The 15,848-nt window shown below is 67.8% G+C and carries 12 protein-coding genes and 2 pseudogenes; 6 read left to right on the top strand and 8 right to left on the bottom strand.

The genetic code is table 11. The features are described 5' to 3' along the window. Window positions 1-2: 2 nt before the first annotated feature. Window positions 3-4,418 (top strand): golvesin C-terminal-like domain-containing protein, encoded by a 4,416-nt coding sequence (locus ACZ499_RS33115; RefSeq protein WP_468679965.1) that lies wholly within the window; start codon window positions 3-5, stop codon window positions 4,416-4,418. Between the two features lie 72 nt (window positions 4,419-4,490). On the opposite strand, the gene ACZ499_RS33110 is transcribed toward ACZ499_RS33115, so the two are convergent. Further along, on the bottom strand, window positions 4,491-5,033 hold the full coding sequence (locus ACZ499_RS33110; RefSeq protein ID WP_389899069.1) for an SMI1/KNR4 family protein: 543 nt from the start codon (window positions 5,031-5,033) through the stop codon (window positions 4,491-4,493). Window positions 5,034-5,434: 401 nt separating this feature from the next. Here ACZ499_RS33110 and ACZ499_RS33105 point away from each other — a divergent pair. After that, a pseudogene (locus ACZ499_RS33105) lies at window positions 5,435-5,917 on the top strand (YdcF family protein); the annotation flags it as partial. Then, window positions 5,862-6,653 (top strand): WbqC family protein, encoded by a 792-nt coding sequence (locus ACZ499_RS33100; RefSeq protein ID WP_468679963.1) that lies wholly within the window; start codon window positions 5,862-5,864, stop codon window positions 6,651-6,653. The pseudogene ACZ499_RS33105 and the gene ACZ499_RS33100, both read left to right, overlap by 56 nt. 76 nt (window positions 6,654-6,729) lie before the next feature. Here ACZ499_RS33100 and ACZ499_RS33095 read toward each other — a convergent pair whose 3' ends face one another. Continuing rightward, complete coding sequence (locus ACZ499_RS33095; RefSeq protein ID WP_468679962.1) at window positions 6,730-7,047, bottom strand: hypothetical protein; 318 nt, start codon at window positions 7,045-7,047, stop codon at window positions 6,730-6,732. Here ACZ499_RS33095 and ACZ499_RS33090 point away from each other — a divergent pair. Continuing rightward, window positions 7,040-8,308, top strand: a complete 1,269-nt coding sequence (locus tag ACZ499_RS33090; protein ID WP_468679961.1) for a helicase associated domain-containing protein — start codon at window positions 7,040-7,042, stop codon at window positions 8,306-8,308. The two genes, ACZ499_RS33095 and ACZ499_RS33090, sit on opposite strands and share 8 nt — an antisense overlap. 314 nt (window positions 8,309-8,622) lie before the next feature. On the opposite strand, the gene ACZ499_RS33085 is transcribed toward ACZ499_RS33090, so the two are convergent. The 4 genes from ACZ499_RS33085 to ACZ499_RS33070 form a co-directional block, all read right to left on the bottom strand. Then, the gene (locus tag ACZ499_RS33085; protein WP_468679960.1) at window positions 8,623-9,288 is read right to left on the bottom strand and encodes a hypothetical protein; all 666 of its coding nucleotides are present in this window, start codon (window positions 9,286-9,288) and stop codon (window positions 8,623-8,625) included. A gap of 444 nt (window positions 9,289-9,732) precedes the next feature. Next, window positions 9,733-10,581 carry an IS5 family transposase gene (locus ACZ499_RS33080; RefSeq protein WP_468679958.1) on the bottom strand — a complete coding sequence of 283 codons (849 nt, stop codon included), beginning with the start codon at window positions 10,579-10,581 and terminating at the stop codon, window positions 9,733-9,735. Window positions 10,582-10,641: 60 nt separating this feature from the next. Next, window positions 10,642-11,037, bottom strand: a complete 396-nt coding sequence (locus ACZ499_RS33075) for a hypothetical protein (protein ID WP_468679956.1) — start codon at window positions 11,035-11,037, stop codon at window positions 10,642-10,644. A 97-nt stretch (window positions 11,038-11,134) separates the two neighbouring features. After that, window positions 11,135-12,139, bottom strand: coding sequence for an alpha/beta hydrolase (locus ACZ499_RS33070; protein WP_468679954.1), 1,005 nt, complete (start codon window positions 12,137-12,139; stop codon window positions 11,135-11,137). Window positions 12,140-12,439: 300 nt separating this feature from the next. Here ACZ499_RS33070 and ACZ499_RS33065 point away from each other — a divergent pair, with 300 nt between their 5' ends. Further along, window positions 12,440-12,820 carry a hypothetical protein gene (locus ACZ499_RS33065; RefSeq protein WP_468679952.1) on the top strand — a complete coding sequence of 127 codons (381 nt, stop codon included), beginning with the start codon at window positions 12,440-12,442 and terminating at the stop codon, window positions 12,818-12,820. 67 nt (window positions 12,821-12,887) lie between these two features. Beyond that, window positions 12,888-14,428, top strand: a pseudogene (locus ACZ499_RS33060) (ISKra4 family transposase). Here the strand turns inward: ACZ499_RS33060 and ACZ499_RS33055 are convergent. Both ACZ499_RS33055 and ACZ499_RS33050 read right to left on the bottom strand, forming a co-directional pair. Further along, window positions 14,418-14,753 carry a hypothetical protein gene (locus ACZ499_RS33055; RefSeq protein ID WP_468679950.1) on the bottom strand — a complete coding sequence of 112 codons (336 nt, stop codon included), beginning with the start codon at window positions 14,751-14,753 and terminating at the stop codon, window positions 14,418-14,420. The pseudogene ACZ499_RS33060 and the gene ACZ499_RS33055 sit on opposite strands and share 11 nt — an antisense overlap. 194 nt (window positions 14,754-14,947) lie before the next feature. Then, a complete protein-coding gene (locus ACZ499_RS33050) occupies window positions 14,948-15,811 on the bottom strand; it encodes a LysR family transcriptional regulator (protein WP_468679948.1) in 864 nt (287 codons plus the stop codon). Between the last annotated feature and the right edge of the window lie 37 nt (window positions 15,812-15,848).

The raw sequence follows: 15,848 nt of genomic DNA, 5'->3' as shown, positions 1-15,848 counted from the left end.
AGTTGAGACAGATACGTTTCCGTCTGCGCGTGCCGGTCACCCTTGCGGTGACCACCGCGCTGGCGATACCGCTGAGCCTGCCCGCGCAGGCCGGGGAGCCAAAGCTACCCAAGGGCGCGGCGCAGGGGTGGAGCGACACCACCCAGCAGCAGAAGAAGGTCTCCCTGGAGCCCTCCGCGATCCCCGCGAAGGACCGCGCCGGCTTGCTCGGCAAGGGCTACGAGAAATCCGCGGACACCGCGTTCACCACCAGTGGTGACGGCACTGGCTTTCACCTCCTGACCGCCGACGAGGCCAAGGGCTACGGCTGGAAGACCGCCGCCACTCTGCGCGAGGACGGGTTCGATGCCGACTCCTGGATAGGCAACGCCTGCCTGACCGAGTCGGGCAAGTACGCGGCCGTCGCCTACGCGCCGCGCACGTTCACCAACAAGCCCGAGCTGATGGTCCGCGGTGCGTTCGCCGCCATCGTCGACCTGACGTCGGGCAAGGTCACCAAGCTGCCCTTCACCGCTTCGCTCGCCTACTTCAGCCCCGGCTGCGGCAACGGCGAGCAGACGGTTTTCACCCAGCTCACCCACGACGGCGACAAGGAGCAGCGGACCCGTCTGGTCAGCATCGACGCCACCACGGGCAAGGCAGCTGACCCTGTCGTCCTTCCCGGGCAGGTGACCTCGGCGATCCCCACGAAGAGCGGCATCGTCGCCGCCCACGGCAACAAGCTCGTCCGCCTCAACGGCAAGCAGGAGACCGAGCTCGCCCGAACCAGTACCGTCCCGTTCCAGCTCACCGCGGACGGTGACGGCGGCGTGACGTTCGTCGAGCGCGACCTGGACAAGGACGCCTCGAAGAAGCCGCAGGCCAGGGCCAAGCACCTGACCGCCGCCAAGTCCCGCGCCGGGCGCACCGCTCCCGCCACGGTCGCCTCGGGCCCGCTGAGCGAGTGGGACCTCACCGGTACGTCATCGGGTCAGGTCTTCATCACCGGCAAGGCGCAGACCAACGGCAAGCTGCCCGCCCGCGTCGCCAACCCCGGGAACCTGGCCAAGGGCGCGCGCATGTCCACCCTCGGCCACGCCGCCACTTCCACAACCTGGGCCGACGGCAAGACAAGCCTGATCACCCCGACGGAAGCCGAAGCCGTCCGCGCCGCCCGCACCCAGCTCACCGTGGTGGCCACCGGCAAGTCGGTCACCCTCGACGCCACACCCGCGGCCGGCGGCAAGAACGCCGAGACCGGCATCGCCGCCTCCCCGGCACTCCCCCAGCCCACGAGCACCAAGGGCACCTCGACGGCCAAGAGCGCACAGGCATCCGCCTTCTCCTCGCCCGAAGGCCCTTCCGAGGGCTCCGACGAGCGGTACTGCGCGGTCGCGCGCAATGATCCGAGGAAGCAGGCGTTCCAGCCCACGCCCCGACAGGTGGAGTGGGCCGTGGACCAGGCCGTGGTCGGCAAGCTGGACTTCTACCGCACCGCTGGCTGGAAGAACACCGGCATGGGCGGCTACCAGCCCCAGGGCTTGTTCCCTCCGAAGCTCCTCGACGGTGACCCCAACGGCAAACTCGACACCGAGGACGGCACCAGCGACAAGTGGCATATTCCCGCCCAGATCCTGCTCGGCGTCACCGCGCAGGAGTCGAACATGTGGCAGGCCACCCGCTTCGCCGTGCCCGGTGTGACGTCGAACAGCCTCATCGGCAACTACTACGGTGTGCAGTACACGGCCAGCGGCACGCAGGCTGACCCGTGGCGCGTCAATTGGTCCGTGGCCGACTGCGGCTACGGCATCACCCAGGCCACCGACGGCATGCGCCTGGCCGGCAAGACCAAGGAAGGTGAGACCGCACTCAGCACCCTCACCCAGGAAGCGGTCGCGCTCGACTACACCGCGAACATCGCCTACGGCGCGCAGATCCTCTCCGACAAGTGGAACCAGACCAACCGCGCCGGCATGAAGATCAACAACGGCCACCCGCAGTGGATCGAAAACTGGTTCTTCGCCCTGTGGGCCTACAACTCCGGCTTCTACGACACCGCCGACTCGGCCGGCCACAAGGGCGTCGGCTGGACTAACAATCCGGCCAACCCCATGTGGAAGGCCAACCGTCTCCCGTTCCTGGAAAAGGCCGGCGGCGGCGACGACTACAGTCACGCCGCACAGCCGCAGAACTGGCCGTACGAGGAGAAGGTGATCGGCTGGGCCGGCCGTCCCCTCTCGGCCATGTTCGCCCCCGGTGACTTCCAGGCCGGCTTCAAGCCCGCCTGGTGGAACAGCATTGCCTACCGCACCACGGCCAAGCCGCCGACAGACCTGTTCTGCAACGCGTCGAACTCATGCAACCCCAGCAAGATCGGCGACAACGACTCCAACGACCCCGGCCTCGGCGCATGCACGCTGGACGCCGGTGACAAGGCCACCAACCCGCACTGGCTGCACTGCTGGTGGAGCCAGGCGGCCAGCTGGAAGAAGTGCGTCACCACTGACGGCACCACCCCGCAATGCGGCAACGCCGTACACCGCTTCAACACCACATACCCGGAACAGCCAGACGCCGCCTCCTACCCGCCCCGCTGCACCTCCGACCTCCCGGCTGGCGCGCTCATCGTCGACGATCTTCCCAACGGCACCGTGCCAGCGGGATCGGACTCCAGAAGCTGTGGACCGGTCAAGTCGGACGGAACATTCGTCTTGAGCTACGTCCCGTGGGACACCCAGATGGATCTCACCAACGACGGGACGGACAACCCGACCACCGTCACGACGTATCCGGGGAAGATCGACACGCATCAGATCGGTGCGGGCTACGGCAACCACTTCTGGTTCACGCACAGCCGCTCGCCCGAGTCGAACTCGGCCAACGCCGAGCGTCTGAAGGTGACCGGCACGTGGAAGCTGAACGCTCCGCTGACCAACACCACGCGCCAGGCGAAGATCTTCGCGCACATACCTGACCACGGGGCGCAGACCACCAACGCCGTGTACCGGATCCAGACGCCCGAAGGGGAAGAGGAGGCGGCGATCTCGCAGACGGCGAACCAGGCCAACAAGTGGGTGGAACTGGGCGCCTATGAATTCGGTGACCAGATCCCCGAGGTGCGGCTCGACAACTTCAACGGTGACAACGGGTCGGCAGACATCGCCTTCGACGCGGTGGCGTTCGTCCCGGGCACGTACGAAGGTCAGGCGCTGACCGGCAACATGAGGGCCAACCCGACCGCTCCGGATCCGGCGCCGGTCGAGCCGGAGGAGGACATCACCGACACCCGCTCCTCCGCGGCGAAAACCGCCACGGCGGCGCCGATGGCCGCCACGAGCACCGCGACATGCTCGACGGTCAACCACTCCCTCACCCGCAAGCGCGCCACCGGCTGTATCCACAGCGACTACGCGATGACGGAGTACTCGAACACCGTCCCGGTCGGAAGCGCGGCTTTCGACCTCTACATGACGTACTACCTCGACCCGAAGAGTGCCGAGTTCTCGCAGGTCGCCACTATCCGGCTGAAGTCGATGGACGGTTCGGTGAACAGCGCCACCTTCGACTACGCGGCCAAGTGCCGCGGTTACTGCGACATCACCAGCGTCGACTGGAACGGGTCGAAGATCTTCGCCAAGGGCGACACGCTCCTGCGGACCGTCACTACGCGGTTCAAGTGGGCGCCCAGCGGCACCACCAAGAACTCGATCACCCCGTACTTGTCTCTCGGCGGTAAGGTCAACAGCACTTCGGTCGTGAATCCGTCCGAATTCGAGAGCGCCAAGCTGATCGCCCGCTGCGACACCGAGGTCTCCAGCGCGGGTACCGGCTGTGTGTTCTCCGGCTACAAGCCGACGTATGTCATGAACTCCAAGAAGTTCCCCGGGGCCGCGGCACACATCGACATGATGTGGCGCAAGACCAACATCAAGTGGGGTCAGCGCAGCAGCGGCAAGTCGCTCACCTACCTGGGCAACAAGATGGCCGTCGACGGCTCAGGCAAGTCCCAGTCGGATCTCAACCGTCAGCTCATCTGCGGCAGGAAGTGGAAGGCCTACAGCGGCACCGGTCTGTTCAGTGACATGTGGTCCCTGGACGCAGGGAAGCCGATTACCGACTTGAAAAGCTGTGACGAGTTCGTGTTCGCCAACGCCGCGCAGAGCGCCGGAAACTCGGCGGGCCCCAACCCCGTCGTTTACAGCGGCGCGGAGTGCATACAAACCTATCTCAAGCGCAACGCCGACGACACCATGACGCTCCGCCTGCGGCCGAACACCCCGGCACCGACGTGGAAAGAGCCGTGTGGCCGGTCCTCAATGTCGAACTGGCAGAACACCCAGTCGATGCGGCCGTTCGGCGACTTCATCAAGGAACAACGCTTGATGGAGGACGACGGCTACTGGGTCGACCTCGACGGATTCACCGCACCCACTCCGTAACCACACCATAAGAAGTGCCCCCCGGCCGTTCTTCGGTTCCGGGGGGCACTTCTGTTTCACAGCGTCGCGGCCTCACAACCAGACAAGTCGCCCATCGACAACAGAACAGGCCGGATATTCCCCTGCGCCGATCCTCGTCAGCATCTCCGCCACGGAGTCGAAGTAATGGGCCAATGACGGGTACTCGCCGGTGATCGTCGGCTCACCCACGAACCATTTGCCGATACGTCCGTCCGTCCCATCGATGAACCGCCCCGTCCAGGCATCCTGATCCGACAGGAACGGGATCCACTCCTCACGCCATTCGCTGCCACCGGACAAGGGGTGGTTGGCGTAGAGCTTCTCCATCGCCCGGATGCCCAGAAAGAAGCTCCCCTCGTCCGGAAACCCGGCGTAACCGCAGCAGGCGACGTCGTCATCCACATCGTCCTTGGGGAGATCCAGGTTGTTCTGCGCCAGCCACACCCGCAGCTCCTGAGGCAAGGAGACACCCATGCGCTCCTCGGCGGCCGCGAGTACCCGCTCCGGGGCCGGGCCGGGCAGGTCCGCGTGATCGGCCGGCGCATGTGCCCGGAGGAGATTCATGACGCGGAACCAGCTCTCCACCACACTCATTCCCCGCCCCTCTCTGCACGGATGCGCTATGCCACTCAACGGGCTCGCCCACTGTAACCGTATAGCACTGCGGGCCGGTCGAAGCGCCCCCGCGCTGCTGGAGCCTACGCTCTCTGCGGTTTGCGCCGCTTGCCCCATCTGCCATGCGGCCTGTTCCGGTCCTGGGCCGACATCACAGCGTCGAACTGGGCTTTGGTGGTTACTGCTCGTGGCTCAGGTGCGAGTGTGGTCGCAGCCGATCGCCACAGGACAGCCGATGCCCAGCCGACCACGGGCATGGGTCTCTGAGGCTGACCCCGTGGAGTGGACACCCTGACAATGGATCTTGCTGGTCCAGGGAGGGATGTCCAGGTGGGACGCAGGTCTCCGTACTCGGAGGAGTTCAGGAAGGATGCTGTCGCGTGTTCACCGGCGGCAACAGCCCCACCACCGCCAAGGTCTTCCCCCGCGGAGAGGCGGTCCACTTTCGCGAGCACGCCCTCGAACTCGGCGTCCCCGACGACGCGATCCTCGTCGAGCCGAACGCCGCCAACACCGGCCAGAACATCACCCTCAGCCGCGACCTCCTGGCCACGAACGGCATCACCCCGAAGACCGTCCTGCTGGTCTCCAAGCCCTATATGGAGCGACGGTCCTTCGCCACCGCCCGCAAGCTGTGGCCCGAGGTCGAGATCATCTGTGCCTCGGAGCCACTCGAGCTGGACGACTACCTCAAGAGCATCGGCGACGAGAAGCTCGTCCTCGACATGCTCGTCGGTGATCTCCAGCGGGTGATCGAATATCCGAAGAACGGGTTCGCCATCCCCCAGGATGTCCCGGAGGACGTGCATGACGCGTACGAATCCCTCATCCGCGACGGCTTCACCAGCCGCCTCATCTCCTGACTTCCCGGCGCCGGGCGGGCTGCGTGCCATCCACCAGCCCAACCTGTTCCCGAGGCTGGTCACCCTGGCCAAGCTGTTCGCAGCGGACACGTGGATCGTCCTCGACGACGTCCAGTTCACCCGCCGCGACTACCAGCACCGCACCCGCCTCGCAGCCTTGGGAAGCCCTCAGGTGTCACGGTGTATGTCAGTCCCCACCCATCTGCCCCAAGGCCGCCAGACCGTCGTCCGAGACGCTGCGATCGCCGACCCTGGCCTTGCCCGGCGCCGGACCACGGCCATGCTGAGGCAGTACTACGGGGCCAGCCCGCACTGGCCCGCCCTCGCCCAGGCTCTGGAACCGGTGGGAGCCGCCTTCGGCAGCGGCCGGACCGCTGTCGTCGCCGAGACCTCCACCCGGATCCTGCTGGACCTCCTCGGCTGGAAAGGCCAGATCCTCCGCAGCGGCGACCTGTCCGCTCGGCCCGGCCGGTCGCAGCGACTCGCCGATCTCACCGCCGCCGTCAGCGCCGGATCGTATCTCTGTGGGACCGGCGGCATCAAATACCTGGACGAGTCCCCGTTCGCGGCCCGGGGCATCAGCGTCATCCCGTTCCTGCCCCCGCCCACCGAGATCTGGGCATCCGGCCAGCAGATCAGTGCCCTGTGGGCCCTGACGACGCTCGGCCCAGCCGCCCTGGTCGAACAGCTGCGGACTGTCACCGCGGCCCAGATCACTCTGGAGTTCCCCGCCTGAGCAGGTTTCTCTGTGCTTCCTCCTCGAGGAGGAAGCACAGAGAAACGTACCCAGTCGCGTTCGGAGTCGTCCCCGATCAGCGACGGACGGGCAGCACCCGGACGACGCCATCGGCTCCAGCGGAAGCTCTGAGCTGGTGGTTTTCGACTTCGAGGACGTGAACGATCCGGGCAAGCTGTTGCGTCTTGCTGCGGAGGCTGTCGCGTTCGGCCCGGACTCGGGCCAGATCCTTCTTCTGTTGCTCGCTCAGTTCCCGCTCTTTGTCCGTGAACGCCTTCGGCGGACCCTGCTGGGCTTTGACCAGCGCATAGAAGAGGTCCTTGAGGCCGGTGTGCTTGTGGGTAAGTTTGTTCCTCCGCAGGCTGGCCTCTTCCGCCAGTGGCGAAATGCTCACCTCCGACGCCTACAACACCCTCGCGAAGATCCTCGAAGCGCTCCGGGCGCACGACACCGAGACGATCGAGGCCCTCGCCGATCCACGTGTACGCAGCGGCAGTTGGACTCAGCAAGACGACGACAGCGACGGCCAGGACGGGGACGAAGGGGACGACGGCGGCGCCGAGGACGACCAGGGCGAGAGGACTGCAGTGAGCGGGGCGGCGGCGCAGCTCCTGAAGTTCAGTACGCCGAGGGACCCGGCGGAGGTGGCGCGGTTTGTGAAGCTGCGGGTGATCGAGCCGGAGAACGAGTACTGGCGACGCGGCATCCAAGCCGCCACCCGCTACGCGAAAGAGACCGGGGCTGGGGAGTTGAGCGTGGCGTACGACTACGTCACCCCCGAGGAGTGGAAGCCGGCTCGCTTCCCGCTCGGTACCTGGCTCGCCGACCAACGGCGCTACTACAACGCGGGGCGCCTCGCGCAGGACCGGATCAAGCAGCTCGACGAGCTGAACGTGGTGTGGTCCCACCAGGACGTCGCCTTCGAAGAGGGACTCGCCGCAGCGCGGGCCTGGGCGGCCGTCCACGGCCACTTCCTGCCCCCGGCCACGGCCGTCTGGCAGGGCCACCCCATCGGGGAGTGGGCCAAGAACCAGCGGGCCGCAGGGAGGAAGGCACTGGCGAACATCGTGCGCCAGCAGGCCGGGCAGCCCATCGACGCGGCCGGCGCCATGCCACAGGCACGACTCGAGGCCCTGGACGACATCGACCCCGGCTGGTGCCCCATCTGGGACGCCGGCTGGCAACGCTCCTTCCAACTCACCAAAGCCCACCAGGACGCGGGCAGCCCGATGCCCACCGAGCCCGGCACCGTCATCGTCCAAGGCGAAGACCTCGGACGATGGACCACCACACAACGCCACGCATGGGACCAGCTCACCGTCGGACAGCAAGTCCTGCTCGAAATCCTCGGACTCGAACCCGCCAGCCCGGAAGAACAGCCAGCCACGCGCACGCAAGACGACAAATGGGCCGTGAATCTCACCGCCGCACGCCAGTACCACGCCCGCGAAGGACACCTCAACGTCCCCAGGAAACACGTCGAGCGACTGGAGCGACTGACCCCCGGCGACGGTCCAACCGGTCACCAGACAGACGATGAAAGCCCCGTAGAGGTCAAGCTCGGCACCTTCCTCGACAACACACGCCGACGAGCCACCAAACTGAGCGACCAGCGGCGACGCAACGACTTGGATGCGCTTGGCATGCGCTGGTGACGAAGCCCGGGTCAGGGTGTAGGGGCGAGCGTGTCATCAACCAGCCGCGGTGCAGTACCCGGCGCTCTCCTGGACGAGGGAGCAAAGTTGACCGATGAAGGTGTGGTGCCTTTCCGGGTCGCGGTCGGTTTTTGCGGGTGGCCCTGGGTCCACACTGGGACCGGCGCGGCGCGTGCTCAGGCGACACGGGGCTGCTCACCGGCAAGGCGCTCCAGGTGGGCGTCGCGGGCGTCCTCGCGTACGTATCCGTCCGCCCGGCAGCAGCGTGTACCCGGCGCCGTCGATCGGCCCGCCGGGCGTGGCGAGGGGGCCCGTCACTGCGCGTCCTCTCGGACGGGCTGGGGCGAGACGTCGGTCACCGAGCAGTTCTCGAAGACCAGGGCGTCGTACATGCGGAGGACACTCTCCTCCCGGGTGATGGTGCAGATTGTGGCGTGCGGGCGGTTGGCGATGTCCTGGTAGTCGAGCAGGAGTTGCGCCTTTTTGCCGAGCCGTACGTTGAAGGTGAGCCGCTGGCTTTCACCGGCGCCCAGGGCGCCGTGCGACCAGTCCTGCGGGCTGACGTGCTTGTCGTCGGTGAGCAATTGCACCTGGGCGTACAGGGCGGGACCGCGCCCGACGTTGTGGATGAGCACGCTCATGCTCTTGGCGCGGCGGTTGTAAGTGAGGCTGCCCACGGGCTGGAACTTGAGCGACGCGCTGGACCCGATTCTGTGAACGGTGGGCGGCGGCGTCGGCGCGTTGACGGCGGGGAGCAGGACCGGGCGCCACTGGGCGTGCCGCTCGGTCGTGGCCTCTTCGGCGAGCTCGCGCGTGCGTAGGGCTACCTCGCCGGTCCGGTCGGCCACTGTGGTGGTCCGCGTGGCGAGGTCCTTGGTCCCCCGCGCCAGCACGAAGGTGGCTACGGCGAGCCCGACCGTGCCGATGGCCACGAGGGACTCCCATCCGAAGCCCCAGTCGGTGGCGAGGAACGTGATCATCCCGAACCTCTTTCCCGGTCGTGACAGTCCGTGCCCAGCCAAGACATTGCGTGTTTACCGACTTGTGCCGTATCCCGCCGCGCCTACTGGTGGCCCCAGCCCGCCCTCCGCGTCGCCCGCCGCTCCACCACTTCTCCCGCCATCGGCTGGTGGCCCTCCCGCGCGCGACGTGACGGCCCGGCCGCCACTGACTCCGGCTGAAGCGCGAACGGTCTTCACTGCGCTGACCGGGCGACACCGGCGAGCACGGGTGCCGCGGAGTGGAAGAGGTGAGCATGTCCTCCTCCTGGTCGCTGCCGGAACCTATGCTCGCGGCCCCTACCGAGAACCCCGCGCTACCGCCGGGGTGTGCCGCCGAGGCGAAGTGGGATGGCTATCGGTCGTCGGCCATGGCCCGGGCGGCTTCCTCCTGGATGCCGAGCGCGTCGAGCAGGGACTGGAGGTTCACGCGCTCACCGTCTGCGGTTCGCGCCAGGTGGGGGTGTTCGCGCCGGTGAGGCGGCGGACCATGACCTGGGTCATGGCCCAGTAGACGCGGGAGGCGGACGAGGCCGGGTGGTGCTCGTAGTCGCGGACCAGACGCCGGTGCAGTATCAGGATCCCGTAGGTCTGTTCGACCCTCCATCGCTTCGGCTGTGGGACGAAGCCGGTGTCCTGCGGGTTGCGTTCGACGATCTCCACGTCGACGCCGAGTGCGGTGCCGTGGTCAACCACGGCCTTCTTGAAACCCTGGTCGACCAGCGCCTTCTCGACGGTGCCGCTGGCGTTCTCGGCGACCTGGTCCAGCAGGGCGATGCCGGCGGCGTTGTCGTGCGCGCTCGCGGCCAGTACGGTGACGGCGATGACCAGGCCGAGCACGTCCACGGCCAGGCCGCGCTTGCGGCCCGGGACCCGTTTCGCGGCGTCCCGGCCGGTCGTGGAGGCGGGGACCCCGGCGGCCGCGTGGACACTCTGGGTGTCCAGCACCACCAGGGTCGGGTCCTCTAATCGGCGGGCTCGCTCACGGACCTGGCAGCGCAGGAGTTCGTGGATGACCTGGTCGGTGCCGTCGTCCCGCCAGGCGGCGAAGTAGTAGTACGTCGCGCTCTTCTGCGGCAGGTCGTGCGGGAGGTAGGCCCACTGGCAGCCGGTCCGGCCCTGGTACAGGATCGCGTTGACGATCTCCCGCATCGCGTAGGCGCCTTGGTGGCCGCTGACCGAGCGGTGCCGGTCCTTCCACGCGATGATCACCGGCTCGATCAGAGCCCACTGCTCATCCGATAAGTCGCTCAGGTGCGGCTTGCGTTCACTCACCCCACCACCCCAACAGACCGCCGGCTGCGGACCAGCGGATTCCGCCCTCACCCCACACCATCAGGCGACGAAAGAATCACTCATAGGCTCACGAACCGCCCTCTGACAGCTGAACAGGTAGGCATGTGCGGCATACAACTTCGCCGTTGCAGCCGACTCGTCCGCGTCATCCGGCCCGTCCTGGCCGTCGTTGTGGCAGTACTCGCTGAGTAGGTACTCGCCGACCCCGCGCTTGACAAACGAGAAGGCCGTCGAGTCGCCGAGGACGCCCTCCCATACGGAATTCAGCAGAGGTCTCAGGCTCACGGTGAACGGCGCCTGTTCTTCCTCGGGCAGTGCCTCGTGCCAACTCATCAGGCGTTCCGCGACACCGGCGGCGAACACACCGCGTTCGCCGGACGACGCCGCCTTCAGCCGCTCCTCCACCAGTGCGGAAAGCTCCTGCCATGTATCCATTCGAAGCCACTCCAGAGTCGCGATGGGTGTGGCTCTTCTGAAAGGACAGATGTCTGCAGCTCATGGCAGGATCTGCCCTTGACCGCCGGGGCGACCGTCAGTTGGTGGCGAGAAGGCGCTCGAGCCAGTTGCGGCGTGCCGCGACGGCGGCCTTGCTGATCCGCGCCTCGGGGGCTTTCCGGTCGAAGGAGTGGATTCCGCCGGGCCACACGTGCAGCTCGGCTTTGCCGCCGGCCTGCCAGATCCGGTCGGCGTAGGCGATGATCTCGTCGCGCAGGCACTCGGCGGAGCCGACGTCGAGGAACGTGGGCGGCAGGCCGGTCAGGTCGGTGGCGCGGGCGGGCGCGGCGTACTGCGACACGTCAGCTCCGCCCTGGGCGTCGCCGAGCAGCGAGCTCCAGGCGAACCCGTTGTGGCTGCGGTCGAAGAGTTCGACGTCGTCCATCTGCAGGGCCGAGGCGCTGTCGTTCCGGTCGTCGAGCAGGGGGGCAGCCAGTAGTTGGCCGAGCAGCCGGGGACCGCCCTTGTCGCGTACGTACAGGGCGAGCGCGGCGCTGAGGCCGCCGCCGGCGCTGGGGCCCGTGACGATGATGCGCTCCGGGTCGATGCCGAGCTCGTCCGCGTGGTCGGCGACCCACAGCAGGCCGGCGTACGCGTCGTTGATCTGGGCGGGGTAGGGGTGCTCGGGCGCGAGCCGGTAGCCGACCGAGATCAGCGTGGCCCCGAGCCGTTCGGCCGTGTCGAGTATCTGGTCGAGCCCGATGCGGTGATCGCTGCAGTAGAAGCCGCCGCCGTGGATGAAGTAGAGCGCCGGCCGCGATGCGGGCGCCGCGCCGGAGGGCGTGCACACCAGCAACGGGATCTCGGAGGCGCCGTCCAGGCCGGGTGCCGAAGGCTGGGAGACGACGAAGCGTCCGCCATGGCTGAGGTCCTCGAGCGCCGCCACTGCGGCGTCGACCTCCGCGCGGATCACCGACAGCCTCTCGAGGCTCATCGCCGCCATATCCGGTTCCTCCACCAGATAGGCGTCATAGGCGACCTGAACTTCGACATCGAGGGGAACGGGAACGGCGGGCACGGGTTGACTAGGTTCAAGATCCATGCGCGGACGGTAGCGCCCCTGTTCCCTTCGCGTCATTCGGTTTTGGGTGCGGCTCTTCTGAAGCGAAGCGTTGCGTTGGGGAATCTCGGTTGGGGAGGTGCTCGCCTCTGTCCGTCTCTACCTTGGTAGTGGAGGGGATGCCGGATGGGCTCGCTGTTTGAGGAGTTGGAGGCCCGGGAGGCGGCTGCCCGGGCGCGGGTGGAGGAACTTGAGGAGGAACTCGCCCTCGTGACCATGTAGTTGGGGCAGGCCCGGGAGGGTCTGGAGCGGTTGCGGGTCACGCGGGAGACGGTTGCCGAGGTGCTGGCTGAGATGTCGGTGGCTTCGGAAGCGGAGCCGGAGGCCGAGGCACCGGACGGTGGTCAGGTGTCGTCGCCGTACGCGGGTGCGGAACGGCGGGTGGTGGGGGTCCTGACCGTGCCGAAGTGGCAGCCGGGCATGGACGTGAAGGTCTTGCCGCGGGTTTACCAGGACATTCCGGAGGTGGTCGCGGACGCTCCGGGGCCGGTGCGGGCCAAGCAGATCGTTCCGCGGATCGGGTTGCCTGCGCAGGTCGGGAAGATCGAGGGCACCCGCTCGAAGCTGAAGCGGCTGGTCGAGCGGGGCTGGCTGGATGAGGACGAACCGGGGCTGTTCACTCCGGCCCGTGGCCGGGCGGGAACCTCGTCCAACTCGGGGTAGAGGCGGGGCTCTTCTCTCTAGAGTCGAAGGTGCCACCCAATCGACCCAGCACGAGAAGAGCCCCGGGATGGAACCGTATGCCTCTCACACGGGTGCTGACCTGTTTGCCCGCTCGGTCAGTGCCTTCGAATCGCTAATACGCACCCTGTCAGGCGGACCTGCCGCCTCATGGACCCACGCCGCACTCGAAGAACACCTGGAACAAGCGGGCCGGGAGTTGCTGCGGCAGCTCTTCCAGGATCATCTGGACCTGCGGGCCCGCACGGAGAAGGATGCAGTTCGGTCCGCTCTGCATCCGGCGGTGTCCGGTCCGGACGGGCGACCGCGCCCGTGGCGGGAGGCGGGTCACGGACGCTGGCTGGCCTGCCTATTCGGCCTCGTGCGCGTGGAGAGGGTGGCCCACCGGGGACCCGGGATGGCCAATGTCCATCCGGCGGATGCGGCTCTCTCGCTGCCCGCGGGCCGGCACTCGATGGGACTATGCAGGCTCGCGGCTCTGGAAGCGGTGCGGGGCTCGTTCGACCAGGCCCACCAATCGATCGAGCGCCGCTGCGGGAAGGTGATGGGCAAACGACGTCTCGAACGGCTCGTCGTGGAGGCGGCCGTCGACCTCGCCGCCTACTACACGGTGAAGATCCCCACCCCGTGCACCCGCGAGATGCCGCTGGTCATCCAGGTCGACGGCAAGGGAGTGGTAATGCGCCCCGAGGCCCTGCGCGAGGCTACCCGGCGGGCGGCTGCCAAAAGTGCTGCGGCCGGGCGGCGCGGACGCCTGGCCCCGGGTGAGAAGCCCAACCGCAAACGCATGGCGACCGTGGCCTGCGTCTTCGACACCGTCCCCGCCCCGCGCCGCGCCGGCCGCACGACATCATCCATCCGCCCGGCGGACGCACCGATACCCGGCTGCCGAGGCGGGGCCCGCAAGCACAGCGGAAATGGTGCACCGCCTCCGTGATCCGCACTCCGGAGCAGGTCATCTCCGATGCCTTCGACCAGGCCGAGGCCCGCGACCCGCAGCATCTGCGGGACTGGGGCGTGCTCGTCGACGGCGCCCGCCACCAACTCGACCTGATCCATACCGAAGCAGCCCGCCGGGGCATCCGCGTTCACGTCCTGCTCGACTTCGTACATGTCGCGGAGTACTGCTGGACCGCGGCACATGCCTTCCATCCGCCGGGCAGCCGCGAGGCCGAGACCTGGGCCGCGGACACACTCACCGCGATCCTCGCCGGACAGGCCGCCCGCGCCGCCGCCGAGATGAGCGCGCAGGACACAGCCGATCAGCTTCCCGCCGCCCGCCGCGAGGCAGTCACCACCTGTCACCGCTACCTCAGCGGCCACCTCGACCAACTCCACTACGACACCGCGCTCACGGCGGGCTGGCCCATCGCCACCGGCGCCGTCGAAGGAGCCTGCCGCCACCTCATCGCCGACCGCCTCGACATCACCGGCGCCCGTTGGGGACTGGACGGCGCCGAAGCCGTCCTCCAACTCCGCGCACTGATCACCAACGGAGACTTCGACGACTACTGGACCTTCCACGTGACTCGGGAACATCAACGCCTCTACCCCAGCCCTGACCAGCAGAACTACAAGCTCACAGCCTGATCCCGAACGTCACTTCGGAGGATCTGCACCCATTGGCACAAACCAGGTGGACGACACCGTTGAACACGGCCAGCGCCGGGCCGAACGGCATCTGCCCGTACTCGCTGCTCGCCTCCTTGATGGCGGTCGGCGCAGCCCAGGAGGCGCGGCCGTCACCGATCTCCAGATGGCTCTCCCACAGCGACGACCGGATCCTGCCGCGGCTCTGCTCGATCTTCGTGAAGACCATGCGCAGCGTGCCGTTGTCGTTGACAAGCGCCGGGGTCTCCGCGCTCTGGATGCCGTCGGCGTCGGTGTCGGGGGTCCACTTCGGGGCCTCGGTCAAGGCATCGGACGCAGCCCGGAGCTTGGTCTGCCACTCTTCCTTCTGCGCGTATTGAGCGGCACGACCCCGCAGTGTTCGCTGCTCTCGGCGGCCCGGGGAGTTTGGTGGCCATCCGCCGAGCGGAACTGCGCATGGGGCTGGAGCTGCCATGGGAGATGCGGCAGTGGCTTCTGCCGAACGTCTACTCCCGGGGGCTATAGCTGGGTGGCCGTGCGGACCAGCTGGGCGAGGGCGCGGGAGCGGCTGTGTGGGGGCCAGGCTATGTGGGTGATGACGAGGGGTGCGTCGATGAGGGGGACGGCAGTGTGTTCGGCCCATAGCCAGGCGCGGGAGGAGTCGGGGCAGATGGCCGCGGTGCGTCCGAGGGCGATCAGCTGGGCCAGTTGGGTCTGGTCGCGGACCTCGGGGCCGGGGCCGGGAGGGTAGGCGCCGTTGCGGGGCCAGCGGGCGAGTGGAAGATCGGGGACGTCGGTGACGTCGTCCAGGGACAAGGTCTGGTGCGTGGCGAGAGGGTGCCCGGCGGGCAGGACGGCGATCCGTCCCTCGGTCAGTAGTTCCTCGCTGTCGAACCCGGCGAGGGAGTTGAACGGCGTCTGCATGAGTGCCACGTCGGCGCGGCCGTCGCGCAGCAGTATTTCCTGTTCGCCGATACCGCATGGCAGCACTTCGATCTCGGCGGCGTCGGGCTGGGCCGCGTAGGCGTCGAGAAGCTTCCGCAGCAGTTCTTGGGACGCGGCGGCCTTGACCGCCAGCACCAGGCGATCGCGGACGCCACCTGGATGATCGGCGCCACCGGCGCGACGGGTGCGGCGTGCGGCGGCGGTAGTCGCGTGCAGGGCGGCGCGACCTTCGTGCAGCAGGACCTCTCCGGCTCCGGTCAGCGAGACGCCGCGGCGGTTGCGGTCCAGTAGCGAGACGCCGAGGCGCCGTTCGAGCTGCTGGATCGCCCGGGACAGCGGTGGCTGGGCGATGCCGAGCCGCTCTGCGGCGCGGCCGAAGTGCAGTTCCTCGGCGACGGCCACGAAGTACCTCAGCTCGCGGGTCTCCAGGGTGTCCATGCCCGGAGCGTACTCCGCGGTGATACCCCACGAGTAT

Source organism: Streptomyces sp. NPDC031265 (genome assembly GCF_055570295.1).
This window is presented reverse-complemented; position numbering and strand designations above follow the sequence as displayed.